This is a genomic window from Synechococcus sp. KORDI-52 (assembly GCF_000737595.1).
GTDB lineage: Bacteria > Cyanobacteriota > Cyanobacteriia > PCC-6307 > Cyanobiaceae > Parasynechococcus.
The window spans coordinates 1116045-1141493 of the sequence record NZ_CP006271.1; the positions used below are offsets into that span (position 1 = coordinate 1116045).

Below are 25449 nucleotides of genomic sequence, written 5' to 3' on the forward strand. Positions count from 1 at the left end.
CCGTCAATGACCAACAGCAACCTCCGCACCGAGAACCACTTCGATTACGTCAAGATCACCCTGGCCTCACCCGATCGGGTGATGGAGTGGGGACAGCGCACCCTGCCCAATGGCCAGGTGGTCGGTGAGGTCACCAAGCCGGAGACCATCAACTACCGCACCCTCAAGCCCGAGATGGACGGGCTGTTCTGCGAAAAGATCTTTGGCCCGTCCAAAGACTGGGAATGCCACTGCGGCAAGTACAAACGGGTGCGCCACCGGGGCATCGTTTGTGAACGCTGTGGTGTGGAGGTCACCGAGAGCCGCGTGCGTCGTCACCGCATGGGCTTCATCAAGCTGGCGGCACCCGTCTCCCACGTCTGGTACCTGAAGGGAATCCCCAGCTACGTGGCCATCCTGCTGGATATGCCCCTGCGGGATGTTGAGCAGATCGTTTACTTCAACTGCTACGTGGTGCTGGATCCCGGCGACCACAAGGATCTGAAGTACAAGCAGCTGCTCACGGAAGACGAGTGGCTGGAAATTGAAGACGAGATCTACGCCGAAGATTCAGAGATCGAGAACGAGCCCGTGGTGGGCATCGGTGCCGAGGCCCTCAAGCAACTGCTGGAAGATCTCACCCTCGATGAAGTGGCTGAGCAGTTGCGTGAGGAGATCAATGGAAGCAAAGGCCAGAAGCGCGCCAAGTTGATCAAGCGTCTGCGCGTGATCGACAACTTCATCGCCACCAACGCCCGTCCCGAGTGGATGGTGCTGGATGTGATCCCGGTGATTCCGCCCGATCTGCGTCCGATGGTGCAGCTCGACGGTGGTCGCTTCGCCACCAGTGATCTCAACGATCTCTACCGGCGGGTGATCAACCGCAACAACCGTCTGGCGAGGCTCCAGGAAATCCTGGCCCCTGAAATCATCGTCCGTAACGAGAAGCGGATGCTGCAGGAGGCCGTCGATGCTCTGATCGACAACGGCCGTCGCGGCCGCACCGTGGTGGGTGCCAACAACCGTCCGCTCAAGTCACTGAGCGACATCATCGAAGGCAAGCAGGGCCGCTTCCGTCAGAACCTGCTGGGCAAGCGGGTCGACTACTCCGGTCGTTCCGTGATCGTGGTGGGTCCGAAGCTGAAGATGCACCAGTGCGGTCTGCCCAAGGAGATGGCGATCGAGCTGTTCCAGCCCTTCGTGATCCACCGCCTGATCCGCCAGAACATCGTCAACAACATCAAGGCGGCCAAGAAGCTGATTCAGCGAGCCGACGATGAAGTGATGCAGGTGCTGCAGGAGGTGATCGACGGTCACCCGATCCTGCTGAACCGTGCGCCAACCCTGCACCGTCTCGGCATCCAGGCCTTCGAACCCAAGCTGGTGGATGGACGCGCCATTCAGCTGCACCCCCTGGTTTGCCCAGCCTTCAACGCTGACTTTGACGGTGACCAGATGGCCGTTCACGTGCCTCTGGCCATCGAGGCTCAGACCGAGGCCCGCATGCTGATGCTGGCCAGCAACAACATCCTCTCGCCAGCTACAGGCGAGCCGATCATCACCCCGTCCCAGGACATGGTGCTCGGCTCCTACTACCTGACGGCGCTTCAACCCGGTGCCTCCAAGCCCGACTTCGGCGATCGCAGCTGCACCTTTGCGGGTCTGGAGGATGTCATCCACGCCTTCGAAGACAACCGGATCGGTCTGCACGACTGGGTGTGGGTCCGTTTCAACGGTGAAGTTCAGGACGATGAAGAGCTGGATGCACCCAGCAAGAGCGAATCCCTCAGCGATGGCACGCGCATCGAAGAGTGGAGCTTCCGCCGCGACCGTTTCGATGAAGACGGTGCCCTGATCAGCCGCTACATCCTCACCACTGTGGGCCGAGTGGTGATGAATCACACGATCATCGACGCGGTGGCCGCCGCCTGAATCAAGCCAGACGTCCTTCCTCCCTAACTCCTGATCCGCGCGCAGCCATGACCTCGTCCTCGAAATCCCGCAAGTCCAAATCCAGCAAAGCCTCCAAGGCCGCCAAAGAGGCTCCCGTGAGCGCATCGCGTCCGCTCTCGAAGACCCCGCCGCCGTTCCGCAACCAGGTCATCGACAAGCGGGCCCTCAAGCAGCTCGTTGCCTGGTCTTACAAGAACCACGGCACGGCGGTGACGTCGTCCATGGCCGACAACCTCAAGGATCTGGGCTTCAAGTACGCCACCCAGGCGGCTGTGTCGATCTCCGTCGACGACCTCAAGGTGCCCGAGGCGAAGAAGGATCTGCTGGGTCAGGCCGAGGAACAGATCACGGCCACTGAAGAGCGCTATCGCTTGGGTGAAATCACCGAGGTGGAGCGTCACACCAAGGTGATCGACACCTGGACCGAGACCAACGAGCGTCTGGTGGATGCCGTCAAAAAGAACTTTGACGAGAACGCACCTCTGAACTCGGTGTGGATGATGGCCAACTCCGGCGCCCGTGGAAACATGTCCCAGGTGCGTCAGCTGGTGGGCATGCGTGGCCTGATGGCCAACCCGCAGGGCGAAATCATCGACCTTCCGATCCGCACCAACTTCCGTGAGGGCCTGACGGTCACCGAGTACGTCATCTCCTCCTACGGCGCCCGAAAGGGTCTGGTGGATACGGCGCTGCGCACCGCCGACTCCGGATACCTCACCCGTCGTCTGGTGGACGTTGCCCAGGATGTGATCGTCCGTGAGGACGACTGCGGCACGACCCGCCATATCGTGGTGGATGCCGAGGACGGCAAATTCGGCAGCCGGCTTGTGGGTCGCCTCACCGCCGCCCAGGTGGTGAATGCCGATGGCGAGGTGCTAGCCGAGCGCGACACCGAAATTGATCCGCCGCTGTCCAAGTCCTTCGAGGCCGCTGGCGTAAAGGCGGTGAGTGTGCGATCGCCACTCACCTGCGAAGCCAACCGTTCCGTCTGCCGCAAGTGCTATGGCTGGGCACTGGCCCACAACGAACTGGTCGATCTGGGTGAAGCAGTAGGCATCATCGCGGCCCAGTCGATCGGTGAGCCTGGAACCCAGCTCACCATGCGGACCTTCCACACCGGTGGTGTGTCCACCGCTGAAACCGGTGTGGTCCGCTCCAAGGTGGCGGGCACCGTCGAGTTCGGCAGCAAGGCGCGGGTGCGTCCCTACCGCACCCCTCACGGTGTGAACGCCCAACAGGCTGAGGTTGATTTCACCCTCACGATCAAGCCGTCCGGCAAGGGCAAGGCCCAGAAGATCGAGATCACCAACGGCTCCCTGTTGTTCGTCGACAACGGTGCTGACATCGATGCTGACGTCACGGTGGCGCAGATCGCCGCGGGTGCGGTCAAGAAGAGTGTGGAGAAGGCCACCAAAGATGTGATCTGCGACCTGGCCGGCCAGGTGCGCTACGAGGAGGCGATCCAGCCCCGTGAGGTCACCGACCGCCAGGGCAACATCACTCTCAAGGCCCAGCGTCTCGGCCGGATGTGGGTGCTTTCAGGCGATGTCTACAACCTGCCGCCCAACGCTCAGCCCGTGGTCAGCAGTGAAACCCAGGTCACTGAGGGGCAGGTGCTGGCCGAAGCCAGCCAGCGCAGTGAGTACGGCGGTGAAGTGCGCCTGCGCGACTCCATCGGTGATTCCCGTGAGGTGCAGATCGTCACCACGGCGATGACCCTCAAGGACTTCAAACTTCTGGAGGAGTCCACACACTCCGGTGAGATCTGGAATCTCGAGGCCAAGGACGGCACCCGTTACCGCCTCAACACCATCCCCGGCAGCAAGATCGGTTCCGGTGAGGTCATCGCTGAACTGGCGGATGACCGCTTCCGCACCGGCACCGGTGGTCTGGTGAAATTCGCCCCTGGTCTGGCGATCAAGAAGGCCCGTTCCGCCAAGAACGGCTACGAGGTCAACAAGGGCGGCACCTTGCTGTGGATCCCCCAGGAGACCCACGAAATCAACAAGGACATTTCCCTGTTGATGATCACCGACGGTCAGTGGATCGAGGCCGGCACCGAGGTTGTCAAAGACATCTTCAGCCAGACCGCGGGAATCGTCACCGTCACCCAGAAGAACGACATCCTGCGCGAAATCATCGTCCGCAGCGGTGAGTTCCACCTCTGCACCGATGCCAAGGCGCTGGAGCGTTTCGAGGGTGATGGCCAGATGGTCAACCCTGGCGAGGACATCGCCAAGGGGCTGTCCGTTGACACGATGAAGTACGTGCAGACGGTGGAGACCCCCGAAGGCAAGGGTCTGCTGCTGCGTCCCGTTGAGGAATACACCATCCCCAACGAGGCCCAGCTGCCTGAGCTGTCGCATGTGAAGCAGGCCAATGGCCCTCACCTCGGCATCAAGGCCACCCAGCGTCTGGCCTTCAAGGACAACGAACTGATCAAGTCCGTTGAAGGTGTGGAGCTGCTCAAGACCCAGCTGCTGCTCGAGACCTTCGACACCACCCCGCAGATGACGGTGGATGTGGAGAAGGCTCCCGACAAGCGGGCCAAGACCATTTCCCGTCTGCGCCTCGTGATCCTTGAGTCGATCCTGGTGCGTCGCGACACCATGTCCGACTCCAGCCACGGCTCAACCCACACCGAGCTGCAGGTTGAAGATGGCGTGTCAGTGAAGGCTGGCGATGTCGTCGCCACCACGCAGATTCTCTGCAAGCAGGCCGGTCTGGCGCAGCTGCCCGATGCCACGGAAGCCGACCCGGTGCGTCGGATGATCGTCGAGCGTCCCGATGACACCACCACCCTGACCACCTCCGGTACCCCTGTGGTGGGAGTCGGCCAGCGGATTGTCGATGGTGATCCCATCGCCGATGGCGAGATCGCCAGTTGCTGTGGTGAGATCGAATCGGTCGACGGCAACAGCGTCACCTTGCGTCTGGGACGTCCCTACATGGTGTCCCCGGACTCCGTTTTGCACGTGCGCGATGGCGACCTTGTGCAGCGGGGTGATGGTCTGGCCCTTCTGGTTTTCGAACGCCAGAAGACCGGAGACATCGTTCAGGGTCTGCCCCGTATTGAGGAATTGCTGGAGGCTCGCCGCCCCCGTGAATCCGCGATTCTCTGCAAGAAGCCCGGCACCGTCGAGATCAAGCAGGGTGAAGACGACGATTCCCTCGCCGTCAATGTGATCGAAGCCGATGACGCCATCGGTGAATATCCGATCCTGCTTGGCCGCAACATCATGGTGAGCGATGGTCAACAGGTCACCGCCGGTGAACTGTTGACGGATGGCCCGATCAACCCCCATGAGCTGCTCGAGTGCTACTTCGAGGATCTGCGCAGCCGCAAGCCCCTGATGGAGGCCGCCCAGGAGGCGATCGCCAATCTGCAGCACCGACTGGTGACTGAGGTCCAGAACGTCTACAAGTCCCAGGGCGTGTCGATCGACGACAAACACATCGAGGTGATCGTCCGTCAGATGACCAGCAAAGTGCGGGTGGAGGATGCCGGTGACACCACTCTGCTGCCGGGTGAATTGATCGAACTGCGCCAGGTGGAAGACACCAACCAGGCGATGGCGATCACCGGAGGTGCTCCCTCTGAATTCACCCCAGTCCTGCTGGGTATCACCAAGGCGTCGCTCAACACTGACAGCTTCATCTCCGCCGCCTCCTTCCAGGAGACAACCCGGGTGCTGACGGAAGCCGCCATCGAAGGCAAGAGCGACTGGCTGCGCGGTCTCAAGGAGAACGTGATCATCGGCCGCCTGATCCCTGCCGGCACTGGTTTCAGCGGTTTCGAAGAGGAACTGCAGAAGGAGGCTGGCCCCCACCCCGACATCCTGTCGGAGGACCCTGCTGGTTACCGCCGTATGCAGAATCTGCGTCCCGACTACACCGTGGATATGCCTCCTGCCGCCAGTGCCAGCGCTGTGTTGGCCGACCCTAGTGACGCCGACCTTGAGGCCACCCGTACCCGCCACAACATCGACCCCTCGGCGAGCAATTTCGCCGCATTCACCCGCCCAGACGCTGACAATGAGCTGAAGGAAGAGCAGGTGGTTGATGCTGAAGCCGTTGAGGGTCTTCAGGAAGAAGGCCTGCTCTCTGACGAATGAGCTCCGCTCAATCGTTCACCACTGCAGCCCTTTCCATGATTGAGCCCACTGAGATTCCCAAGAGACGCCTGCCCAAATATGGGTTCCACACCCATACCGAGCGGCTGAATGGACGTCTGGCCATGCTTGGCTTCATCGCCCTGATGGCGGTGGAGATCAAGCTGGGCCACGGTTTGCTGATCTGGTGACCCAGGCTCTGCTGGGTCGCAGCGCGGCCGAGCTGCAGGACTGGGCCGTCGCCCAGGGGCAAAAGCCGTTCCGCGGCCGTCAGCTCCATGACTGGATCTATGCCAAGGGGGCCCATTCCCTTGCCGACATCACGGTCTTCCCCAAGACCTGGCGCACCGCTCTGCTCGAGGGCGGTATCGATGTGGGTCGCTTGAAGGAAGTGCATCGTTCGGTGGCCACGGATGCCACCACCAAATTGCTTCTCTGCACAGAAGACGGCGAGACCATCGAAACCGTCGGCATTCCCACCGATCAGCGGCTCACGGTTTGTGTGTCCAGCCAGGTGGGCTGTCCCATGGCCTGTCGCTTCTGTGCGACCGGCAAGGGGGGGCTACAGCGTTCACTCCAGACCCACGAGATCGTGGATCAGGTGCTGAGTGTGCGGGAGGCGATGGACCGACGTCCCTCCCACATCGTTTTTATGGGCATGGGTGAGCCCCTGTTGAACAGTGATGCTGTTTTGGAGGCGATCCGCTGTCTTAATGATGATCTCGGCATCGGCCAACGGCGCATCACCGTCAGCACGGTGGGTGTGCCAAAAACCCTGCCGCAACTGGCGGAACTGGCCATGCAGCGGTTGGGTCGCGCCCAGTTCACCCTTGCTGTGAGTCTCCATGCGCCCAACCAGCGGCTGCGCGAGGAGCTCATCCCTACGGCCCATGCCTACCCCTATGACGCTTTGCTTGAGGACTGCCGCCATTACCTCGAGGTGACCGGTCGGCGGGTGAGTTTCGAGTACATCCTTCTCGGTGAACTCAATGACCAGCCCGAGCACGCCGCAGAGCTGGCGGATCGTGTTGGTGGTTTTCAGAGCCATGTGAACCTGATCGCCTACAACCCGATCGAGGAGGAGGAGTTCAAGCGACCGACCCTTCAGCGGATTGAGGCCTTTCGTCGCGTTCTCGAGAGACGTGGTGTTGCTGTCAGCCTTAGGGCCAGTCGGGGGCTTGATCAAAATGCGGCCTGCGGACAGCTTCGCCGACAGCGGATGAACTCCAGCATCTCGGGCCGCTGAATGGTGGGCTGATGGTCTGTTCCTCAGCAGACTGCTGAGGAACAGGGTCTTCGAATGACAGCAATCGACTGGCTGCTTCTCGTTGCCTACCTCGTTCTCACCCTGGTGTTGGGGTTGTGGCTGGCCCGCCGCAACAGCGGCGAGGCGGACTATTTCGTGGCAGGCCGTCGTCTGAACGGTTGGTTGGCCGGCGCCTCGATGGCCGCCACCACCTTCTCCATCGATACGCCCCTGTATGTCGCTGGCCTGGTGGGTGCCCGCGGGCTCGCGGGGAACTGGGAGTGGTGGAGCTTTGGTTTGGCCCACGTGGCCATGGCCGTTGTGTTTGCCCCCCTCTGGCGCCGCAGCGGTGTGCTTACCGACGCGGCCTTCACCGAGCTCCGCTACGGCGGAGCGGCGGCGGCTTGGTTGCGGGGCATCAAGGCCTTCCTGCTGGCCGTGCCGGTGAACTGCATCGGCATCGGGTATGCCTTCCTCGCCCTGCGCAAGGTGGTGGAAGCGCTGGGGCTGGTGTCGGGTCAACCCGCTGCACTGGGACTGACGGACACGGTCTGGCTCTTGATGGTCGTGGCTCTGCTGGTGATGAGTTATACCGTGGCCGGTGGCCTTTGGGCCGTCGTGGTCACCGATCTGGTCCAGCTTGTGCTGGCCTTGGCGGGTGCCCTGGCCGTGGCCGTCGCCGCTTTGCATGCCGCAGGTGGGATGTCGGCTCTGCTGGAGAAACTGCAGGCCCTGCAACGGCCAGAGCTTCTGTCTCTGGTTCCCTGGACCTGGGATGACGCGGGCTTTCGCTGGTTGCAGGGCAGTGGCATCAGCATCCCGATGTTCACGGCCTACATCGCTGTGCAGTGGTGGAGTTTCCGCCGCAGCGATGGGGGTGGCGAGTTCATCCAGCGCATGCTGGCCACCCGTGATGAGCAGCAGGCGCGGCTGGCGGGTTGGGTGTTTCTGGTGGTGAATTACCTCGTGCGCAGCTGGCTCTGGATCGTGGTCGCTCTGGCGGCCCTGGTGCTGTTGCCGGCCGGTGCTGATCTTGAGCTCGGCTATCCCGCTCTTGCTGTGCAGTTGCTGCCCCCCGTGGCGCTCGGCCTGGTGGTGATCTCTCTGTTGGCGGCATTCATGAGCACCGTAAGCACCTCGGTGAACTGGGGTGCCAGCTACCTCACCCACGACCTGTATCAGCGCTTTGGACGTCCTTCTGCCAGCCCGCGTGAGCTGTTGCTGGTGGGGCAACTCACCACCGTGCTGCTGCTGGTTCTCGGAGTGATCACTGCCCTGATCAGCGACAGCATCGGTGCGGTGTTCCGTCTGGTGATCGCGATCGGGTCCGGGCCCGGTGTGGTTCTGGTGCTGCGCTGGTTCTGGTGGCGGGTCAATGCCGCGGCTGAGCTGTCGGCCATGCTCTGCGGTTTTTTTGTGGGCGTGTTCACCTCGCTGGTGCCCCTGGTTCGAATCGAGGATTACGGGGTTCGCATTGCGGTGATCACCGGCCTCTCCGCCGTGGTCTGGTTAGCGGCGATGCTGCGCACACCGCCGGAATCGGATGCCGTCCTCGAGCGGTTTGTGCGGACGGTTCGCCCCCCGGGCCCCGGTTGGTCACACCTGCGCCAGCGCTTCGGGGTCAGGCCGATGGAGTCGTTGCCTGCCATGCTGCGGCGTTTCGTGTTGGCCTGTGGTGTGCTGTTTGGCGGCCTGCTTGGTACCGGAGGCTTCCTGCTGCATCAACAGTGGAGTGGCTGGATCGGTCTCTCCGTGCTGATCATCTCGGTCTGGCAGTTGCGGCGGCGTGCCGCTGCTTATCCGTCTTAAGCAGAATGGCGCCTTGATTGGCGTGTTCCGGTGTCGTTTTTTCGTTCCACCCTTCTGCCGGCTCTGATTGTGCTTCTGTTCGCCCTGGCGTTGGTGGCTGTGAGTGCCCGCATCTGGCTTCCTGGTGACATGCTGGCTCCAGCTCCCATGGGTTGAGCCCTGAAATGGCTCCCGTAGCATCGGCCTCATGACTGACGATCGCAGCGAAAAGAAGGACCAGGGGCTGTCCAACCTTTCCGTGGATCCTGAGTTGCTGGCGCGTGAGCTGGCGGCGGAAGACGACGTGGATCCGCTTGATGCGATTCAACCTGACGACACCGAGCAGGATTCCTCCCTGGAGATCGCCCGGGCCTGTGACCAGGGTCTGCTCTGGTTGCGTGGCAACCATGGTGAACGGCTGCAGGGTCTGCAGGTGTTCTGTGAACACCGCGATCCCAGGGCCATTGCCTTGCTGCTGCCCTTACTCCACAACTCCTGTCCAGTGGAGCGGATGAGCGCCGTTTACGCCCTGGGCCGAAACCCATCTCCTCCTGCTGTTGAGCCGCTGTTGCAGCTGCTGCAGCTGGATGCCAATGCCTATGTCCGCAAAGCCGCGGCCTGGAGTCTCGGTAATTTCCCTGATGCACCGGTGCTCAATCCGCTGATCCGGGCGCTGCAGACGGATGTGGCTGCTGTTCGCCTCTGGTGTCCAGGTTCCCTGGCGGAGGCCGGCAGCCGTTCCCCTGTCAAAGCCGACCCGGCGGCAGGGCAATTGCTGGTGAGTCTGCGCATCGATAGTGAAGCGGTGGTGCGCAGCAACTGCATCTGGGCTTTGGGCCGTTTGATGGATCAGCTGGTGCAGCCGCGGCAAACCGAGATCGTTGAGGCCCTGGTAAGTGCCCTGCTCCATGACGGCGAGATCTCTGTGCGCGATGAGGCCAGAACAGCTCTTGAACAGCTGGAGGATCCGCTGGTGCTGGAACGCCTGCAGGCCCTGATCGACGACGGTTTCATCATGTAACAGGGCTGTGTAACGAGGAAGGCAACATTCGGGGGAGACCCCCACTAGATTGCTGCGCAAATCACGCTTCTTCAATGCCCCAAAAGACCATTCGCTTCACCATCCGGCCTGATGGTCGTGTTGAAGAGCAGGTCGAGGGTGTTGCTGGTGAAGCGTGCCAGCAGCTCACTGAACAAGTGGAAGCTGCTCTTGGAACGGTTGAACGTCAGGAATCCACATCCGAAGCGTTTCTGAAGCCTGAGGTCCAGTCCCAGTCTCTCTCTGCTCATTTGAACTGATGTCGCATTTCAGCACCGTCAAAACCGAACTGCGTCAGTTGGATCCTCTGGTGAAAGCCTTGGAAGACATGGGCTATGCCCCTGATCAGGGTGAGCGTCCCGTGCGCGGCTACCGCGGCCAGACTGTCACCGCTGACCTGGCCATTGCAGTGCAGGACGGTGGTGATATCGGTTTCCGCTGGAACAGCGCATCTCAGTCCTATGAGCTGGTCACCGACCTCGATCTGTGGAAGCAACAAATTCCCGTGGAACGGTTTCTCTCCAAGCTCACTCAGCGCTATGCCCTGAACACGGTTCTGGCTGCCACCACCAAGGAAGGATTTCAGGTTGCCGAGCAGACCCAAACGGAGGATGGTTCGATCGAACTCGTGGTTACCCGCTGGGACGCCTGAATCCTGGCTGATTCTTCATCCCACGCCTTTTCCGCCCCCGCTCGCCTGCAGGAGCAGGCCACCGGGAGGGAACCGCTGCTCGGGGGTGACATACGAGATCAGGCGGTCTGGGTGGATGAAGCCGTCTGCATCGGTTGCCGCTACTGCGCCCACGTGGCGGCGAATACTTTTGTTGTTGAGCCGCATCTGGGACGCTCCAGGGCCATCCGACAGGACGGTGACTCCACCGAATGCATTCAGGAGGCCATCGACACCTGTCCTGTGGATTGCATTCACTGGGTTCCCTTTGAATCGTTGGAACCCCTGCGTCAAAACCTGATTCGCCAGAATCTTCAACCGCGTCCCCAGGGTTGATGGAGCTTCCCACCCGCCGATTCGGCCGCACGGAGCTTGAGATCCCCCTGTTGTCTCTTGGGGGAATGCGCTTTCAGCAGAGCTGGAGCGACCTTCCTGTTGATCAGATCACGTCTGCATCGCAGACCCAGCTCGAGGCGACCCTGAAGCGCGCGGTGGATCTGGGCTTTCACCACGTGGAAACGGCCCGGCACTACGGCAGCTCCGAGCGTCAGCTGGGTTGGGCCCTGCCGCGCACACCCGACCCCTCTCGTCTGCTGCAGAGCAAGGTGCCTCCCCGGCCCGATCCCGACGCCTTCGAGGCGGAACTGGAGCTCAGTCTTGAGCGTCTGGGGTGTGACCGGTTGGATCTGCTGGCCATCCATGGCATCAACCTGCCGGAGCATCTCGAGCAGACCCTTCAGCCCGGAGGCTGCATGGAGGTGGTGCGCCGCTGGCAGGCGGATGGCCGCATCGGTCACGTGGGCTTTTCCACCCATGGCCCCACGGCGTTGATCGCCCAGGCCTGCGATTCCGGTGCCTTCGACTACGTGAACCTCCACTGGTACTACATCCGTCAGGACAACAGTCCCGCCTTGGATGCGGCCCGCCGTCAGGACATGGGGGTGTTCATCATCAGTCCCACTGACAAGGGCGGCCATCTGCACACGCCGTCCCAACGGTTGTTGGAGCTGTGTGCACCGCTGCATCCCATCGTCTTCAACGACCTGTTCTGTCTCCAGGATCAGCGGGTCCACACCATCAGTGTGGGAGCGGCACGGCCGGAGGATTTCGATCTTCACCTGAAGGCGCTGAAGCTCTTGCCGGATGCAGCGGCCTTGATTGCTCCGGTGGACCAACGGCTGCGGCGGGTGGCCGATGAAGCGCTTGGTCGCGACTGGATGGCCACCTGGTCCGTCGGGCTGCCTCCGTGGCATGCGACGCCTGGGGAGATCAACCTGCCGGTGCTGCTTTGGCTGTACAACCTTTTGGAGGCCTGGGATCTCGAGAGTTATGTCAAGGCCCGTTACGGGTTGCTCGGTTCCGGCGGCCACTGGTTCGCCGGGGCCAACGCCGATGGCTTTGATGGGGAGATCAGTGCCGAAGAGCTGGAGAGCGTCCTGCAGGCCAGCCCATGGCGCGAGCGCATCCCCGATATCCTGCGCAGCCTCAAACACCGGCTGAAGGGGGAATCCCAGATGCGCTTGTCGAGCGTCTGAGCGTTCGTTTTACCCCCCGAGGGGATCACGGCTGGGCATTCCCACAGCCCTTGGATAGCTGCGGGGGCAGGGGGCGGTCGGTTGCACCCGCAGCAGATGCCGGGTGCCGCGATCACTGGGGAGTTGCCGGTGTTGCACGTCCAGCAAACGGGCCTTCAGCAGGTGTAGGGACTTGTTGAACGGCACGGCATCGGTGTCAGTCCACTGGCCCCGATACAGCAGGGCCTGGCCCTCGGGCTTCAGAAGCGGTACGAGGTATTCAGCCACCACAGGAGCTGCCGCCACGGCCCGGGCCACGGCCCGATCGAAGCTGCTGCGGAAGCTGCCATCGCGGCCTGTGGTTTCGATCCGCTCGGTGCGGACCCGCACCCGATCGGCCAGCCCCAGGCTGCTGGCCATGGCCTCCACGGCAGTGGTCTTGCGCCCGACGGAATCCAGCAGGGTCACCCGTGCCTGGGGCAGAGCAATGGCGATGGCGAGGCCTGGGAAGCCTCCTCCGGTTCCCACATCAATCCAATTCAGCGGCTTGTCCGCTGACTGGAGTTCCTCCGCCAGCGGCCAGAGACTGTCGAAGACCTGACCCACCCAGAAATCATCGCCGTCCACCAGGCGCGTCAGGTTGACCCGTTGGTTCCAGGTCTGCAGCAAGCCCTGAAGGGCGATCAGTTGGTCGCGCTGCGCGGGCGATGGCTGCCATCCCAGGGCGTCCCAGAACACCGGCTCAGGCGCGGTGGCGGCCATGGCTGCACCAACAACTCTTTTTAGGATGAAGGACCGGCCGTTCCTTGTGTCCGAAGCCCGCCCCAGCCATTACGAACGGCTTGGCGTACGTCCGGGGGTCGACTCTGAAACCCTGCGACAGGCCTTTCGCCGCCGGTCCAAGGCCCTGCATCCCGACACCACGCAACTGCCGCCCGAGCAGGCCAGCGTGGCCTTTCAGCAGCTCAAGGAGTCCTACGACGTTCTGCTGCGCCAGAGCCAAGCTCCGGTCAACCTGGGGGCGCCGACTGCATCACCGTCATCGCCCCCGCAGAGCCAGTCCCGCCCGGATGCCTGGCAGGGCATCGGTCAACGACGGCCCCTCTCCGGCGGGGAATGGTTCTCACTGGTGCTGTTGAGCATCGCGCTGTTGCTCAGCCTGGTGCTGGGGTTGGGGGTGGCGCTTGCCCAGGGCCGCGACTGGCAGGTGTCACCGAGTTGGCTGGCGGATGAGCAGACTCAGAACACATCCGTGCGTTCGCAACCTGATGGCCGCCCTGCCCCCGGAGAGCACCCCGCTGAATCAGCACTCTCTCCCGGCGCTTGAGGCGTGGCTTCAGCAGCTGGGTGCCGTCCGCATGGACGACAACCCCTGCCAGTGGATGCTCGAGCGCTCTGAGTGGAGGGCGCTGTTGCAGCTCGAACGGGAGGACCTCAAAGTGATCTGGCACCCCGGTTCCCTTGGAGCGATGGTGCAGTGTTCGCTGCCCTATGGCCTCTCCAGGGCCGATGTTGAGGCGGCGATTCAGGCGGGTCCCTGAGGCCACAACGTTCAGAGCTGATCTAGGGCCCTTTCCAGTACCGAATAGCATCGTTCCAGCTGGGCATCGCTGATGCAGAGCGGTGGCAGCAGATAGACCACCTGGCCCAGGGGGCGGAGGAAAACGCCGTTCTCCATCGCCAGCCGTTTCAGCTTCGGCCCCGCCGGGTTGAGGTAACCCGAGCTTCCCTCCACAACGAGGTCGAAGCCGGCCACTGTCCCCGTCAGCCGGGGATGTTGCACCCTCCGATGGCGAGCCAACCGTTCGAGGTGCGGACGATGCCGTTGTTCGAACTGTTGAAAGGCAGCGGGGTTGCGCTCCAGCAGGTCGAGGCTGGCGTTGGCCGCGGCGCAGCCCAGCGGATTGGCCGTGAAGCTGTGGCCGTGCCAGAGGGTCAGGCAGGGGTCGTCACCGACGAAGGCTTCGAACACCGCTTCGCTGGCCATGGTCACGCCCATCGGCAGACAGCCACCTGTTAACCCTTTCGACAGCGCCATCAGATCCGGCCGGATGCCTGCCCGCCGGCTGGCGAACCAGTCGCCGCAGCGTCCGAAGCCGGTCAGCACTTCATCGGCGATCAGCAGTGCTCCCGCCTGACGGGTGCGTGCCTCCACCTGTCGCAGAAACTCGGGACGCACCATGGCCATGCCGCCGGCCCCCTGCAGCAGCGGCTCGAGGATCACCGCCGCTGTCGGTGTCTCCAGCAGGCGCTCGAGCACCTCGAGTGCTGCCGATTCCTTGGACTCCACGGCATCGTCATCCCACCAGGTGGCCGGCCAGGGAACCCGGGCGACGGGAAAGAGCTTGTCTTCGAAAGGCGCGCTGAACAGGTTGCGTTCACCAACGGCCATCGCTCCGAAGGTGTCGCCGTGATAGGCCCCGTCGAAGGCGACGATCTGATGGCGCGGTTGGCCCCGGTTGGCCCACCACTGGCAGGCGATCTTGAGCGCCACTTCCACCGCAGTGGATCCGTTGTCGGAGAAGAACAGCCGTTGCAGACCACAGAGTCCGCTCAGGCGTACGGCCAGCTGTTCTGCAGGCTCATGGGTGAAGTCGGCAAAAATCACCTGCTCGAGACGGGCGGCCTGATCGGCGATGGCCTTGGCCAACACCGGATGGGCATGGCCGTGAAGGGTGACCCACCAGCTGCTGATGGCATCAATCAGCGGCTCTCCCTGTTCACGGATCAGCAGAGCCCCGTCTCCGGACACCACCCGTTGGGAGCTGGCTGCGCTGGCCATCTGGGTGAAGGGGGGCCACAGATTCGGATGGCGGATCGACCCCATGGCAGCGGCGGCAGCTTTTGCCATATTGAATCTGGAGCTGTTATTGATGCCCTGGATGGCTGCCCCACGCACCCGCCGTCAATCCAAGCGTTTTGTTCCCCCTAGCGATCATGCACCGTCGGACATGCGTCGCCCCACGGCGCGTCGTCTCGCTGTTCCGGAGGGTGATTGGCGGTCGATTCGCAGTGATCTCGAACTGCGGGGCTGGTCGTCGTCCCAGCTGGACGTGATTCAGGCTGAACTCAGTCAGGGCTGGCCCTTAAGAATCGCCATGCGACATGCCGCCCTTCGGTTGGGCACCTGTCCCACCGGTTCAAAAGCCCTGGGCTGAATCTTCAGCGGCACATCTCACTGTTTTTTTCAGCCTCGGTGGCGATGGCGCCGCAGTTCACCCAGCGCACCAGCTGGACTTCGATGTCGGTGAACAACACCAGAATGCCCACGCAGAGCGCTGAAACAGCCAGGGTCGCCAGGGTTCGACGTGAATTCACCGGGATGCTCGCTGCAGCGCTTTTCGGAATGTAGTGGTGAGCTCCTGCTCGTGCCAAAGCCGCTCCAGAACTGTTGCTGAGAGCGAGGCCTGCGTTGGAAGCTGCGCCAGAACGGGGACATCACCGAACTGTTCGAGGGTGGCTGGGTTATCGGCATGGAGAGGGCCGTTGAGGATCAGCCCCAGCACCGTGAGATTGCGGTGTCTCAAGGCTTCCAGGCTAAGCAGGGTGTGGTTCAGGGTGCCCAGCCCACTGCGGGCCACCAGCACGATCGGCAACTGCCACTCCACCAGTTGATCGATCTGGAGCCAGCTGCGGGTGAGGGGCACCATTAGGCCTCCAGCTGTCTCTACCACAAGAGCTCCCTGATGCCCGGGAATCGCGAGTTGGGCGGGGTCGAGCGGCTTGGCGTCCAGTTCGGAGGCCCAGTGGGGGGAGACCGGCTCTTGAAAGGCATAGGCCTCGGGCAGCATCCGTTCCGGCGGAAGGTTCAACAGTTGGCGCACCCGTTCGCGGTCACCGCCGCCCTCCAGTCCGCTCTGCACCGGTTTCCAGTAGCTGGCCTGAAGCCCCTGCACGAGCCATGCACTCACCACGGTTTTGCCGACGTCCGTGTCGGTTCCGCACACCACCAGGCGACTGACACTGCCGTTCATCGCTTCACCATCAGGACCCATATCCTCCAGGTCAGGGCAAACCCTGGTGATCGGTCGGCCTGGGGCCAAGCCCGGAAGACGGCCTTCCACTGGCCTGGCAAGAGTCTGCCCCCGTTGGTGACGGAGGCGCCAATGCTGCTCATGGATCGCAGCAGCTGCAACGGATGGGCGGCCTGTTGGGTGAAGCTCAGGCACTCGTCCCGTTGCATCACGCCATCGGGCAGGGCTGCCATCAGTTGCTCCCGCACCGGCATGGCCAAGGCCGTGCAGGCCTGGCTGGCTTCCCGGGCAGCGTGCTGCCATTGCGGAAAACTTCCATCCACCGGCACCGCCAGGGCCAGCCAGCTCCCCTTCGGCAGTGCATCCACCCAACGCCGAAGCTGTTGCGCTGGATCCGGTAACCAATGCAAAACAAAGCTGGAGGCCAGCAGTTGCGGTGGCTCCGGCCAGTCCGGTAACCCGCGGCTCAGGTCATGCCGCAGGGTGCGTGTTCCATGGGGGTGGCTGTTCAACATGGCGGCACTTCCGTCAAGGCGGATCACGTGCTGCCCCGGGTGAGCGGCTTCCAGGGCTGCGGCCAGATGACCGGTGCCGCTGCCGAGGTCAGCCCAGAGGCCGCGTCGGATGGAGCAGCGCCGGCTGAGTTGGGCCAGGCGCCAGGCCATGGCCCGCTGCAGCCGTGCCTCGCCCGCGTAGGTCGGCGCGGCGTGACTGAAGCGCTCCAGCACCTGGTCCGTATGTATCACAGGGCCCCCAGCCATCGCTGCACCACGGAGAGCACCGGTGGTGTGATCAGCGCGTGGCCCCAGTTCGGATCCCGATGGAGGGTCAGCGGCTGCTGCCCAAGGTCATCGATCAGTTGCTGGGCTGATGCGGCGTGCACCACAGCGTCCTGTTCGCCCTGCACCACCAGCACAGGCACCGCTTCAGGCCAGCCCGTCGGCAGGCTCTGGCAGCGCGCCAGAAGCTGTAGATCCTGCTGCAGCCGCTTGCGCCCCAGGGGCGTCAACCCATGCAGCAGGGGAGCTGGGGGCAGGGCACTGCGGGGATGGGGTGAAGCGGCTTTGTTGAGGAAGTGGTCCAGCATCGCGAGTTCCTGGTCGGTGCCCAGGGCCATTTGCATTCCATGCAGAGCGGTCGCTACAGCCCGCCCCGCGCGCCCGTGGGGCACAAAGGCGCTGAAGCTGCCCAGCAGCACCACCGCATCGGCCTGCGCCAGAACAGCTGCCGGCAGCAGATGCAGCCCCAGGGAGTGGGCGATCAACAGGTTGCGTCCTGGACCGGGGGGCCATGCCGGAGCAACGGCCTCACCGCCGCCGTAGCCCCGGTCTGTGCTGGACCATCGCGCTCCCCCATCTTCAAAGCGTTGACGCCAGTGGGACCAGGTGCCGGCCTGGCCAGCCCAACCATGCATCGCCAGGATCTGCATCATCGAGCGCCGAGGGCTGTGAGCAGGAGCTCCAATGTGCCCTCCGGCAGGTCCCGCCGCAGCACGAGGCGCAAACGGGCGGTTCCCTCCGGCACGGTGGGCGGCCGGATCGCCACCGACAGCAGACCCGCCCGCTCCAGCTGTTGCTGAAGGTCGAGCGCGTCCTGGTCGTCACCGACCAACAGGGGGAGCACCGGGCCCTGCCCTGCTGGTTTCGCCCAGCCCCGCTGTCCAAGAGCTGTCCTCCAGCGTTCCGAGCGCTGGCTCAGCTCGCTTCCCCAGTTGGGGTTGGCCTGGATCAAACGCAGGGCTGCCTGCGCTCCAGCCACCAGCGGCGGTGCCAGGGCCGTCGTGTAGCGAAAGGCTCCGCTGGTTTGAAGCAGCCGCTCCATCGTGGCGTGATCCCCAGCCAGAAAGGCGCCTCCGCTACCGAAGGCCTTCCCGAAGGTGCCGCACACCAAGGCCACAGGCTGTCGGAGTCCATGGCAAAGCCCGCGGCCACCCGGCCCCAGCACCCCCAGGCCATGGGCTTCGTCCACCAGCAGCTGTGCACCGTGCTGGGCACAAAGGTCGGCCATGGCCTGCAGATCAGGGCTGGAGCCTTCCATGCTGAAGAGGCTTTCCGTCACCACCAGAGGGGGTGTCGTGGAGCCCTCGAGCCGCTGGAGCCGCTCGCCGAGAGCCTCAAGATCGTTGTGGGCAAAGCGTTGCAGCCGCGCTCCACTGGTGCGGATGCCGGCCAGCAGAGAGTGGTGGATCAGCCGGTCCACCATCACGGTGGTGTGCCTGTCACTCAGGGCCGTTAGGGCGGCGATGTTGGCTTGAAATCCACTGGGGAACAGCAGCACCCGGTCCCGGTTCAGCCAGGTGGCGAGGGCTGCCTCCAGCTCCAGATGGCGTGGTCGGGTGCCGGTGATCAGGCGAGAGCCACCGGCACCGACGCCATCGGAGGCCATGGCCTCCGTTGCCGCTGCGATCACGTCGGGATGGCGGCTGAGCCCGAGGTAGTCGTTGCTCGCCAGATCAATGAGTTGGCCCGCTCCGGCGGGATCCTGCAGCTGCCAGGGCTCCTGGCCGGAATGCAAGCTCCGCAGGCGGCGGCGGCGGGCTGGAGGGATGGGAGAAGCGTGGTCCCGCATCACAACAGTCTGGAATCCGCCTTGATCAAGGATGGCCTCAATCTTCTGATCGTCATGACCTGGGAGCGTTTCACGCTGCTGTTCCCGCTTTGGACGTTGCTGGGAGCTTTGCTGGCCTTGCTTCATCCTTCGATGTTCATCTGGTTCAAGGGGCCACTGATCGCCCTTGGACTCGGCGTGCTGCTGCAGTTCCTGGTGATGCCGGCCCTTGCCGCTGGGATCGCGGCGGCTCTGCAACTGCCTGCGCCGCTTGCGGTGGGCTTGATTCTGGTCGGCTGCTGCTCGTGGGGGACCGTCAGCAATGTGGTGACTCTGATCGGTCGTGGCGATGTGGCGCTGTCGGTGGTCATGACCACGATCAGCACCCTGGCGGCGGTGGTATTGACCCCGCGTCTCACGCAGGTGTTGGCCAGTCAGTACGTGCCTGTGGACGGTTGAGCCCTGTTCCTGGTCGTGCTGCAGATGGTGTTGCTGCCCGTCACCGTTGGGGTGGTGCTCAAGCGGGGTCTGCCCGGCGTGGCCCAGAGGATCGAGCCGGTGATGCCTCCCCTGGCGGTGATGGCCATCGTGATGGTCGTCTCCAGCATCGTGGGCAGCCAGACGGCCGTGCTGCGTCAGCAGGGGCCCGTGCTGGTCCTGGCTTGCCTGTTGCTGCATGGCGGCGGCTTTCTGCTTGGCTGGCTGATTCCCCGGCTGGCGGGGCAGAGCGTGCAGGCCCAGCGCACCATCAGTATCGAGGTGGGCATGCAGAACTCAGGACTGGCCGTGGTGCTCGCCCGCAGTGGCGGGTTCGCCAGTCCCCTCACGGCGTTGCCGGGGGCCATCTCTGCAGTGATTCACTGCCTGATCGGCAGCACCCTTGCCGCCGTCTGGAGGCGCCAACCTCGCAGTAATCGCATGTGATCTGACAGACAAGTGGTTGTTTTCGCTACCGGCGGTGATTGCAACCAGATTGCGATTGGGTGTCAGTTAACTGCCTGATACGCCTTTATGAAATCTCCGGAAGGGCGGCGGCGATTCATAAAAACCCGTTACTTCCAAAGACATGATCACCAGCTGAAACTCGCTGGCTCAACACGCTTCATCTGCCCACCTCGCCACCTTCTGCCAGGTAGTTGTCCAAGGCTTACAACTCCTGAGCATTTGGTAATGATCAGACAGGTTCATCATGGAAGGTGTGCTCAACCAAGGCTCGAAAAAGCTCTTGTTTTTTGTATTCGAGAAATTCTTGCTCCTCTGCAGGTCCGCCAGGCCAATTTCGCAACGCATCGCAAGTCGTCTTGTACTCAAGCTTGAGAGACCGCAAATCAAGGTGAAGGCTCGCAACTATTTCCTCGTGCACTGAGCATAGGCGGCTTCATGGATTATTACAGATGCTCAAAATTGCTTGACGTAGGGGCTTATACAGGTGGGAAGTACTCACCTTTCCCTCTTTCTGCGAGCGGTCTGCTGTGCGGATACCTCCGTCACGGCACAAGGAACAATTTCGCGATGGTTCTTGGGTTGAATTTTTCTGAAGTCAATGACCTCCGAAACCAAGAACTGGGCCGTTGTTGCAGCCGCCATGGAAGCTCAAGGGGCTACCAATAGCCAGATGTACCGACGCGCCAAAGCTATGGCCGAAGGAAAGGCAGATCCGATGCCGACGAGCTATCCCGCTGCACCTCACAGCATCTCTGTTGCCTGAGTTAACGCTCCAAGGCCCCCGCGCGAGCGGGGGTTTACCTTCGTTGCTGCTCAACGGCCTTCTAGGGCTAAGGCTTGATCCATTCTCTTCTCCTCGGCAGTGAGGAAATCGGCCCACATCCCTATGAGAAAGCTCAGAGTGGCTAAGGCCTGGAGCTGTTCTTTCGAGCCAGGGCGGGTGTATTTGAAGTCCATGAACATGCGATCAGCGGCTGATTGCTGTTCTTGGCATCGGGCATCGATAGACATCGTCAGGCCTCGACATCAGTTTGATCGTCGGCTTTTTGATGAACCTCCATGGATGTTGCTTCAGCTGACTTGCTGCGTGGGCAGCCACCAGCGTTGGAGTCGCCAATAAAGACTGCTGAAGTGATGACGGCAGCGATCACGCTGCCACCCAAAGAGGCGAGGTTTGCTGGTGATTTTTTGACATGACCCATAACGCCATACTACAAGTATTCTTTATATTTCGTATTGAACTTGCTTTCGGGCTCTTATGCCTGCCTCCAGTCAAGACCTGATCCTTTTCTTTTGCGGCTTCGGCGTGGCTCTCGTAGCCCTGAACCTCTACCAGCTGGCGCAGCCGGCAAAAGGCTGAGATCAATGTTGAACCCCTAGGGACGATCTGAGTCACTGGATCACTGGTCAACCAATTGGTGACGCCGGAATCGACAATTGGCTTTTTCGCGCGTTGTAGGGCTACTACTTAAAACAGGGTTAAAGGCATCCCCGCTTGGTCAAAAAACTCCCTTGCCGCGTGTGCGGGAAGACAATCGAACTATCTGAAGTTGCTGCGAAGTACGCGGCTGGCTCAGCTGTCCACGCAATATGCGTTCCCAAGACCAAGATCACTCGGAAAGGTCGTTCCTTTAAGAATCTGACTCGCTGGCTGGATCGTCTTATGAGCGCATCCGACTAAGAGGGGGCTAGCTTTTTCATGCTGCCACCGTTTCGCCGCTAACCATGCGGTGCACTGCTTTCCAGTTGAGGGAACCGCTGCCTCCTCCCCTCACGATTAATGAGTCTTCTGACGGGTAGGCCGGCATGCGTTTCTCGCTTATCACGGGTCAAGTCGCCACAAGACCATGGACATGATGTTCTTCATCGGCGTGAACATCGCTCTTCTCGGCTTGCTCGTCTACGGCCTCATGACGGCCAAAGAGAAGATCAAGGCTGGCCGTAAAGAGATCGTCTGACGTATTGGCTAACTGGCTGAGACCTCGGCCTGAGGTGCATGGCCTGCTGTATAAACGCCAGGCGCATTTCCATGGAGGTGACTTTTGGCGACACCTGTTCCATGCATCCATATTGGTTCGCCGGTCTCCTCGTCGATGGTGGGGATCCATGAAGCGGTTGCCGGTGGAGCGGCGCCACATCGGGACGAAAACGTTCAGCTTGTCGACGAGCAACACATCGAGGCAGGCGCATCAAGGCAGGAAGCCTTGATGGTTGGCGACCCTCCGTATTTCTCGATGCTGCTGGTGAGCCAGAGCGGATTGAGCTGATCGCTCCAGGATTGGTTGTTGAGGCACTCCCGTATGTCCAGCATCGAGTGGACATCACCACCAGCTGGCAGCACGGGCCGGATCATATCCAAGGTGCTCACCTCTGCCCTTGCCGCCGTCTGGAGGCGTCGCTCGCCATAGCCGGTCGCCAGTCGGTCGCCCTAGGTCGAGCCCCCGTCGTGGAGTTCGAACAGCAGGCGGGCGGCGAGGCCACGGGAGATGCGTCGTGCCACGAGCAGATCGCAGATCCAGCTGAACAGCGGTGGCGCATCGGTTGTGGAGGCCAGGCGTTGTTCGAGGGCCTTCAGCTCCGTGACGTCGCGGCAGCCCCTCAGGGCATCGATCAGGGTGTCTTCAGCTGGCTGCGGCTTGATGAGCTGAGTGGTGGTCACGGGGTGATGCGTTCGTTCCCTCTGTCATGGCACCGGCGGAGCGCACCTGTCACCCTCTTGGTTTCAGAAAAGCGGACACAAAAAAAGCCCCGGTGGTCTGACCAGGGCTCGAAGCATTCTCTTCAACATTTTTCATGATTCGGCTTGGTCGCGTCAAAGGATGTCGGTACTTCTGATTGCTGGCATTGGCGTGGCTTATCGCTCTCTGGAATAAAGAGAGCTCAGCCAGCCTCCTTAAGATCTATCGATGAACCAGTCGACACCGGCCACGCCCCGATCCGAGCCCGATGTCGATCGCAGCGCCCCACTGAATCCCTCAGAAATCTTTGCCTTCCCGCTGGATGATTTCCAGCTGGAGGCCATGGATGCCCTCAACCAGGGACATTCGGTGGTGGTCAGTGCCCCCACAGGATCCGGCAAAACCCTTATCGGTGAATACGCCATTCATCGCGCCCTGGCCCACGGCCAGAAGGTCTTCTACACCACACCTCTGAAGGCTCTCTCCAATCAGAAACTGCGAGATTTCCGCGACCAGTTCGGTGCGGAGAACGTGGGTTTGATGACCGGTGACCTCAGCGTGAATCGCGAGGCCTCCATCGTGGTGATGACCACGGAGATCTTCCGCAACATGCTCTACGCCGAGGCGGATGAGCACGACGATCCCCTGGCTGATGTGGAGGCGGTGGTGCTCGATGAGTGCCACTACATGAACGACTCCCAGCGCGGCACGGTCTGGGAGGAGTCGATCATTCACTGCCCACCCACGGTGCAGCTGGTGGCGCTCTCCGCCACCGTGGCCAATGCCGGGCAGCTCACCGACTGGATCGAGAAGGTCCATGGTCCGACTACGTTGGTGATGAGTGATCACCGGCCGGTACCACTGCAGTTCAGCTTCTGCAGCGCCAAAGGGTTGCACCCACTGCTGAACGCTGCCGGCACGGGGTTGCATCCCAACTGCAAGGTCTGGCGCGCGCCCAAGGGGCACAAGCGCAAAGGGCGTTCCCAGAGGCCGCCGCAGCCGGAGCCACCGCCGATCAGCTTCGTGGTGGCCCAGATGGCCGAGCGGCAGATGCTTCCGGCCATCTATTTCATTTTCAGCCGCCGCGCTTGTGACAAGGCGGTGCGGGATCTGGGGGTGCAGTGCCTGGTGACCCAGGAGGAGCAGGCCCGGATCAAAGAGCGCTTCACGGCGTACAGCAACGACAACCCCGAAGCCGTTCGGGATGGAATCCATGCTGATGCGCTGCTGCGCGGTATCGCTGCCCACCATGCCGGTGTTCTGCCTGCCTGGAAGGAGTTGATTGAGGAGCTCTTCCAGCAGGGGCTGGTGAAGGTGGTCTTCGCCACGGAGACCCTGGCGGCGGGCATCAACATGCCGGCCCGCAGCACGGTGATTGCGGCCCTCTCCAAGCGCACCGAACGTGGGCATCGCCCGCTGATGGGCAGTGAGTTCCTCCAGATGGCCGGTCGGGCCGGGCGGCGTGGCCTCGATTCCCAGGGCTACGTCGTGACGGTGCAAAGCCGGTTTGAAGGGGTGCGTGAAGCAGGTCAGCTGGCGACGAGTCCCGCCGACCCCCTCGTGAGCCAGTTCACCCCCAGCTACGGCATGGTTCTCAACCTGCTGCAGCGCCATGTTCTGGCCAAGGCCAGGGAGCTGGTGGAACGCAGCTTTGGCCGCTATCTGGCGGGACTTGACCTCGTGGAGGATGAGGAGAACCTGTCCCAACTGCGGCTGCAACTCAGCCAGCTCGAGGGCGTCGCTGGCGACATCCCCTGGGAGGACTTTGAGGACTACGAGAAAATGCGTGGGCGGCTCCGCGAAGAGCGGCGCTTGCTCCGCATTCTTCAGCAGCAAGCCGAGGAGACGCTGGCCAACGAGCTGACGATGGCCCTGCAGTTCGCCAGCACCGGCACCCTGGTCAGCCTCAAATCGCCGCAGCTGCGGGGGCGTGTTGCCCCGGCGGTGATCGTTGAGAAGGTGAAGGGGCCCGGCCAGTTCCCGCTGCTGCTCTGCCTGACCGATGAAAACGTCTGGATTTTGCTGCCGTGTCAGGCCGTGGTGAGCATCCATGCGGAGCTCAGTTGTCTGCAGGTGGATGGGCTGCAGGCACCGGAGTTGACCCGGTCCGGCGAGTTGCGCCATGGCGATCAGGCCAGTGGTGGTCTGGCTTTAGCCGTGGCCCACATGGCCCGGCGCCACGACATGACCACCCCGCAATACGACCTGGCTGGAGAGGTGTTGACCCAGGCCCGTCTGGTGCGGGATCTCGAGCAGGAGCAGGAGCAGCATCCCGCCCACCGCTGGGGAGATCGAAAGCAGCTCAAGAAGCACCGCCGGCGCATGGCCGATCTGGAACTGGAGATCGCGGAACGGCAGCAGCTGCTGCATCAGCGGGCTAACCGTCATTGGGAGACCTTCCTGGCCTTGATGGAGATCCTGCAGCACTTCGGATGTCTCGATGAGCTGGATCCCACCGAGATCGGCCGCACCGTTGCTGCCTTGCGGGGAGATAACGAACTCTGGCTGGGGCTGGCGCTGATGAGTGGGCATCTTGATGACCTCTCCCCCCCAGACCTGGCGGCCGTGTTCGAGGCGATCAGCACTGAGGTCAACCGCCCCGATCTCTGGAGCGGTTTTCCGCCGCCTGCGGCTGCTGAGGAAGCCCTGCAGGATCTCTCGGGCCTGCGTCGCGAGCTGCTGCGGGCCCAGGAACGCGCCGGTGTGGTGGTGCCAGCCTGGTGGGAACCCGAGCTCATGGGTCTGGTGGACGCCTGGGCGCGGGGGACCTCCTGGAGTGATCTGATCGCCAACACGTCCCTGGACGAGGGCGATGTGGTGCGGATCATGCGCCGCACCGTGGATCTTCTGGCCCAGGTGCCCTACTGCGAAGCCATTAGCGATCAGTTGCGCAGCCATGCCCGCCAGGCTTTGAAGGCGATCAACCGGTTCCCCGTGGCCGAGGCCGAGGATCTGGTGCCGTCCTCCGCGGCGCTCAATCCGGCAACGGAGCGGGCGGCCTGAG

General features: G+C 62.5%; 27 protein-coding genes and 1 pseudogene. 18 read left to right on the plus strand and 10 right to left on the minus strand.

The annotated features are described in order from the left end of the window. Nucleotides 1–6: 6 nt before the first annotated feature. The 11 genes from KR52_RS05630 to KR52_RS05675 all read left to right on the plus strand — a co-directional run bounded on the left by KR52_RS05630 (nt 7) and on the right by KR52_RS05675 (nt 12322). Nucleotides 7–1911, plus strand: coding sequence for a DNA-directed RNA polymerase subunit gamma (locus KR52_RS05630; protein WP_038553498.1), 1905 nt, complete (start codon nt 7–9; stop codon nt 1909–1911). Nucleotides 1912–1958: 47 nt separating this feature from the next. Further along, a complete protein-coding gene (locus KR52_RS05635; RefSeq protein WP_038553502.1) occupies nt 1959–6047 on the plus strand; it encodes a DNA-directed RNA polymerase subunit beta' in 4089 nt (1362 codons plus the stop codon). Nucleotides 6048–6082: 35 nt separating this feature from the next. Continuing rightward, nucleotides 6083–6235 (plus strand): high light inducible protein, encoded by a 153-nt coding sequence (locus KR52_RS05640; RefSeq protein WP_038556913.1) that lies wholly within the window; start codon nt 6083–6085, stop codon nt 6233–6235. Further along, on the plus strand, nt 6232–7290 hold the full coding sequence (gene rlmN, locus KR52_RS05645) for a 23S rRNA (adenine(2503)-C(2))-methyltransferase RlmN (RefSeq protein WP_038553505.1): 1059 nt from the start codon (nt 6232–6234) through the stop codon (nt 7288–7290). Before KR52_RS05640 ends, rlmN begins: the two co-directional genes overlap by 4 nt. Nucleotides 7291–7344: 54 nt before the next feature. Beyond that, on the plus strand, nt 7345–9099 hold the full coding sequence (locus tag KR52_RS05650; protein ID WP_038553508.1) for a sodium:solute symporter family protein: 1755 nt from the start codon (nt 7345–7347) through the stop codon (nt 9097–9099). 30 nt (nt 9100–9129) lie between these two features. Continuing rightward, the gene (locus tag KR52_RS15230) at nt 9130–9255 is read left to right on the plus strand and encodes a hypothetical protein (protein WP_255444647.1); all 126 of its coding nucleotides are present in this window, start codon (nt 9130–9132) and stop codon (nt 9253–9255) included. 31 nt (nt 9256–9286) lie between these two features. Continuing rightward, nucleotides 9287–10099 carry a HEAT repeat domain-containing protein gene (locus KR52_RS05655; protein ID WP_038553512.1) on the plus strand — a complete coding sequence of 271 codons (813 nt, stop codon included), beginning with the start codon at nt 9287–9289 and terminating at the stop codon, nt 10097–10099. Nucleotides 10100–10173: 74 nt separating this feature from the next. Continuing rightward, on the plus strand, nt 10174–10377 hold the full coding sequence (locus KR52_RS13590; protein ID WP_038553516.1) for a DUF2997 domain-containing protein: 204 nt from the start codon (nt 10174–10176) through the stop codon (nt 10375–10377). Continuing rightward, nucleotides 10377–10769 (plus strand): DUF1257 domain-containing protein, encoded by a 393-nt coding sequence (locus tag KR52_RS05665; protein ID WP_038553519.1) that lies wholly within the window; start codon nt 10377–10379, stop codon nt 10767–10769. Before KR52_RS13590 ends, KR52_RS05665 begins: the two co-directional genes overlap by 1 nt. Before the next feature lie 3 nt (nt 10770–10772). Further along, complete coding sequence (locus KR52_RS05670) at nt 10773–11123, plus strand: ferredoxin (protein ID WP_253912470.1); 351 nt, start codon at nt 10773–10775, stop codon at nt 11121–11123. Continuing rightward, nucleotides 11123–12322: an aldo/keto reductase gene (locus KR52_RS05675; RefSeq protein ID WP_038553526.1), complete on the plus strand. Its 1200-nt coding sequence runs from the start codon at nt 11123–11125 to the stop codon at nt 12320–12322. Before KR52_RS05670 ends, KR52_RS05675 begins: the two co-directional genes overlap by 1 nt. A 9-nt stretch (nt 12323–12331) precedes the next feature. Here the strand turns inward: KR52_RS05675 and rsmG are convergent, their stop codons facing one another. Then, nucleotides 12332–13063 carry a 16S rRNA (guanine(527)-N(7))-methyltransferase RsmG gene (rsmG, locus tag KR52_RS05680; RefSeq protein ID WP_038553529.1) on the minus strand — a complete coding sequence of 244 codons (732 nt, stop codon included), beginning with the start codon at nt 13061–13063 and terminating at the stop codon, nt 12332–12334. 25 nt (nt 13064–13088) lie between these two features. Here rsmG and KR52_RS05685 point away from each other — a divergent pair, with 25 nt between their 5' ends. Together KR52_RS05685 and KR52_RS05690 are read left to right on the plus strand one after the other, a co-directional pair. Further along, nucleotides 13089–13628, plus strand: coding sequence for a J domain-containing protein (locus tag KR52_RS05685; RefSeq protein ID WP_038553533.1), 540 nt, complete (start codon nt 13089–13091; stop codon nt 13626–13628). Then, entirely contained in the window at nt 13570–13842 is a 273-nt protein-coding gene (locus tag KR52_RS05690) for a DUF3143 domain-containing protein (RefSeq protein WP_253912457.1), read from the plus strand. The genes KR52_RS05685 and KR52_RS05690 overlap by 59 nt, the downstream gene beginning before the upstream one ends. 11 nt (nt 13843–13853) lie before the next feature. Here the strand turns inward: KR52_RS05690 and bioA are convergent, their stop codons facing one another. Next, the gene (bioA, locus tag KR52_RS05695; RefSeq protein WP_051834283.1) at nt 13854–15152 is read right to left on the minus strand and encodes an adenosylmethionine--8-amino-7-oxononanoate transaminase; all 1299 of its coding nucleotides are present in this window, start codon (nt 15150–15152) and stop codon (nt 13854–13856) included. A 31-nt stretch (nt 15153–15183) separates the two neighbouring features. Here bioA and KR52_RS05700 point away from each other — a divergent pair, with 31 nt between their 5' ends. Further along, nucleotides 15184–15459 (plus strand): hypothetical protein, encoded by a 276-nt coding sequence (locus tag KR52_RS05700; RefSeq protein WP_156957611.1) that lies wholly within the window; start codon nt 15184–15186, stop codon nt 15457–15459. A 4-nt stretch (nt 15460–15463) separates the two neighbouring features. Here the strand turns inward: KR52_RS05700 and KR52_RS14735 are convergent, their stop codons facing one another. From KR52_RS14735 to KR52_RS05720, 5 genes are read right to left on the minus strand one after another with little or no spacing between them, the layout of a single operon-like run. Further along, nucleotides 15464–15619, minus strand: coding sequence for a hypothetical protein (locus tag KR52_RS14735; protein WP_173402197.1), 156 nt, complete (start codon nt 15617–15619; stop codon nt 15464–15466). Then, entirely contained in the window at nt 15616–16275 is a 660-nt protein-coding gene (gene bioD, locus KR52_RS05705; protein ID WP_038553540.1) for a dethiobiotin synthase, read from the minus strand. The genes KR52_RS14735 and bioD overlap by 4 nt, the downstream gene beginning before the upstream one ends. Next, nucleotides 16272–17036 carry a methyltransferase gene (locus KR52_RS05710; RefSeq protein ID WP_038553544.1) on the minus strand — a complete coding sequence of 255 codons (765 nt, stop codon included), beginning with the start codon at nt 17034–17036 and terminating at the stop codon, nt 16272–16274. The genes bioD and KR52_RS05710 overlap by 4 nt, the downstream gene beginning before the upstream one ends. Continuing rightward, entirely contained in the window at nt 17018–17689 is a 672-nt protein-coding gene (locus KR52_RS05715) for a serine aminopeptidase domain-containing protein (protein WP_253912458.1), read from the minus strand. Before KR52_RS05715 ends, KR52_RS05710 begins: the two co-directional genes overlap by 19 nt. A gap of 14 nt (nt 17690–17703) precedes the next feature. Continuing rightward, nucleotides 17704–18843 (minus strand): 8-amino-7-oxononanoate synthase, encoded by a 1140-nt coding sequence (locus KR52_RS05720; protein ID WP_038553552.1) that lies wholly within the window; start codon nt 18841–18843, stop codon nt 17704–17706. A 54-nt stretch (nt 18844–18897) separates the two neighbouring features. On the opposite strand from KR52_RS05720, the pseudogene KR52_RS05725 reads away from it, so the two are divergent. Together KR52_RS05725 and KR52_RS14740 are read left to right on the plus strand one after the other, a co-directional pair. Further along, a pseudogene (locus KR52_RS05725) lies at nt 18898–19746 on the plus strand (bile acid:sodium symporter family protein). Nucleotides 19747–20365: 619 nt separating this feature from the next. Further along, nucleotides 20366–20530, plus strand: a complete 165-nt coding sequence (locus KR52_RS14740) for a hypothetical protein (RefSeq protein WP_173402198.1) — start codon at nt 20366–20368, stop codon at nt 20528–20530. Nucleotides 20531–20580: 50 nt separating this feature from the next. On the opposite strand, the gene KR52_RS14910 is transcribed toward KR52_RS14740, so the two are convergent. Beyond that, nucleotides 20581–20778: a hypothetical protein gene (locus KR52_RS14910; RefSeq protein WP_038553558.1), complete on the minus strand. Its 198-nt coding sequence runs from the start codon at nt 20776–20778 to the stop codon at nt 20581–20583. A 2-nt stretch (nt 20779–20780) separates the two neighbouring features. Beyond that, a complete protein-coding gene (locus tag KR52_RS05740) occupies nt 20781–20969 on the minus strand; it encodes a hypothetical protein (RefSeq protein ID WP_038553561.1) in 189 nt (62 codons plus the stop codon). Nucleotides 20970–21860: 891 nt separating this feature from the next. Between KR52_RS05740 and KR52_RS14170 the strand changes: the two genes are divergently transcribed. Further along, nucleotides 21861–22034 (plus strand): hypothetical protein, encoded by a 174-nt coding sequence (locus KR52_RS14170; protein WP_156957612.1) that lies wholly within the window; start codon nt 21861–21863, stop codon nt 22032–22034. Between the two features lie 161 nt (nt 22035–22195). Here KR52_RS14170 and KR52_RS05745 read toward each other — a convergent pair whose 3' ends face one another. Beyond that, nucleotides 22196–22426 (minus strand): hypothetical protein, encoded by a 231-nt coding sequence (locus KR52_RS05745; protein WP_038553563.1) that lies wholly within the window; start codon nt 22424–22426, stop codon nt 22196–22198. 247 nt (nt 22427–22673) lie between these two features. Between KR52_RS05745 and KR52_RS05750 the strand changes: the two genes are divergently transcribed. Next, complete coding sequence (locus KR52_RS05750) at nt 22674–25448, plus strand: RNA helicase (RefSeq protein WP_038553565.1); 2775 nt, start codon at nt 22674–22676, stop codon at nt 25446–25448. The last annotated feature ends 1 nt before the right edge of the window (nt 25449 follow it).

Excerpts from the sequence above, each read along its gene's own strand:
- KR52_RS05630 (WP_038553498.1), top strand. The coding sequence starts at position 7 with ATGACCAACAGCAACCTCCGCACCGAGAACCACTTCGATTACGTCAAG.
- KR52_RS05635 (WP_038553502.1), top strand. The coding sequence starts at position 1,959 with ATGACCTCGTCCTCGAAATCCCGCAAGTCCAAATCCAGCAAAGCCTCC.
- KR52_RS05640 (WP_038556913.1), top strand. The coding sequence starts at position 6,083 with ATGATTGAGCCCACTGAGATTCCCAAGAGACGCCTGCCCAAATATGGG.
- KR52_RS05650 (WP_038553508.1), top strand. The coding sequence starts at position 7,345 with ATGACAGCAATCGACTGGCTGCTTCTCGTTGCCTACCTCGTTCTCACC.
- KR52_RS05655 (WP_038553512.1), top strand. The coding sequence starts at position 9,287 with ATGACTGACGATCGCAGCGAAAAGAAGGACCAGGGGCTGTCCAACCTT.
- KR52_RS13590 (WP_038553516.1), top strand. The coding sequence starts at position 10,174 with ATGCCCCAAAAGACCATTCGCTTCACCATCCGGCCTGATGGTCGTGTT.
- KR52_RS05665 (WP_038553519.1), top strand. The coding sequence starts at position 10,377 with ATGTCGCATTTCAGCACCGTCAAAACCGAACTGCGTCAGTTGGATCCT.
- KR52_RS05675 (WP_038553526.1), top strand. The coding sequence starts at position 11,123 with ATGGAGCTTCCCACCCGCCGATTCGGCCGCACGGAGCTTGAGATCCCC.
- rsmG (WP_038553529.1), bottom strand. The coding sequence starts at position 13,063 with ATGGCCGCCACCGCGCCTGAGCCGGTGTTCTGGGACGCCCTGGGATGG.
- KR52_RS05685 (WP_038553533.1), top strand. The coding sequence starts at position 13,089 with ATGAAGGACCGGCCGTTCCTTGTGTCCGAAGCCCGCCCCAGCCATTAC.
- KR52_RS05690 (WP_253912457.1), top strand. The coding sequence starts at position 13,570 with ATGGCCGCCCTGCCCCCGGAGAGCACCCCGCTGAATCAGCACTCTCTC.
- bioA (WP_051834283.1), bottom strand. The coding sequence starts at position 15,152 with ATGGCAAAAGCTGCCGCCGCTGCCATGGGGTCGATCCGCCATCCGAAT.
- KR52_RS05700 (WP_156957611.1), top strand. The coding sequence starts at position 15,184 with ATGGCTGCCCCACGCACCCGCCGTCAATCCAAGCGTTTTGTTCCCCCT.
- bioD (WP_038553540.1), bottom strand. The coding sequence starts at position 16,275 with ATGAACGGCAGTGTCAGTCGCCTGGTGGTGTGCGGAACCGACACGGAC.
- KR52_RS05710 (WP_038553544.1), bottom strand. The coding sequence starts at position 17,036 with ATGGCTGGGGGCCCTGTGATACATACGGACCAGGTGCTGGAGCGCTTC.
- KR52_RS05715 (WP_253912458.1), bottom strand. The coding sequence starts at position 17,689 with ATGCATGGTTGGGCTGGCCAGGCCGGCACCTGGTCCCACTGGCGTCAA.
- KR52_RS05720 (WP_038553552.1), bottom strand. The coding sequence starts at position 18,843 with ATGCGGGACCACGCTTCTCCCATCCCTCCAGCCCGCCGCCGCCGCCTG.
- KR52_RS14740 (WP_173402198.1), top strand. The coding sequence starts at position 20,366 with ATGACCTCCGAAACCAAGAACTGGGCCGTTGTTGCAGCCGCCATGGAA.
- KR52_RS14910 (WP_038553558.1), bottom strand. The coding sequence starts at position 20,778 with ATGTCTATCGATGCCCGATGCCAAGAACAGCAATCAGCCGCTGATCGC.
- KR52_RS05740 (WP_038553561.1), bottom strand. The coding sequence starts at position 20,969 with ATGGGTCATGTCAAAAAATCACCAGCAAACCTCGCCTCTTTGGGTGGC.
- KR52_RS14170 (WP_156957612.1), top strand. The coding sequence starts at position 21,861 with ATGGTGGGGATCCATGAAGCGGTTGCCGGTGGAGCGGCGCCACATCGG.
- KR52_RS05750 (WP_038553565.1), top strand. The coding sequence starts at position 22,674 with ATGAACCAGTCGACACCGGCCACGCCCCGATCCGAGCCCGATGTCGAT.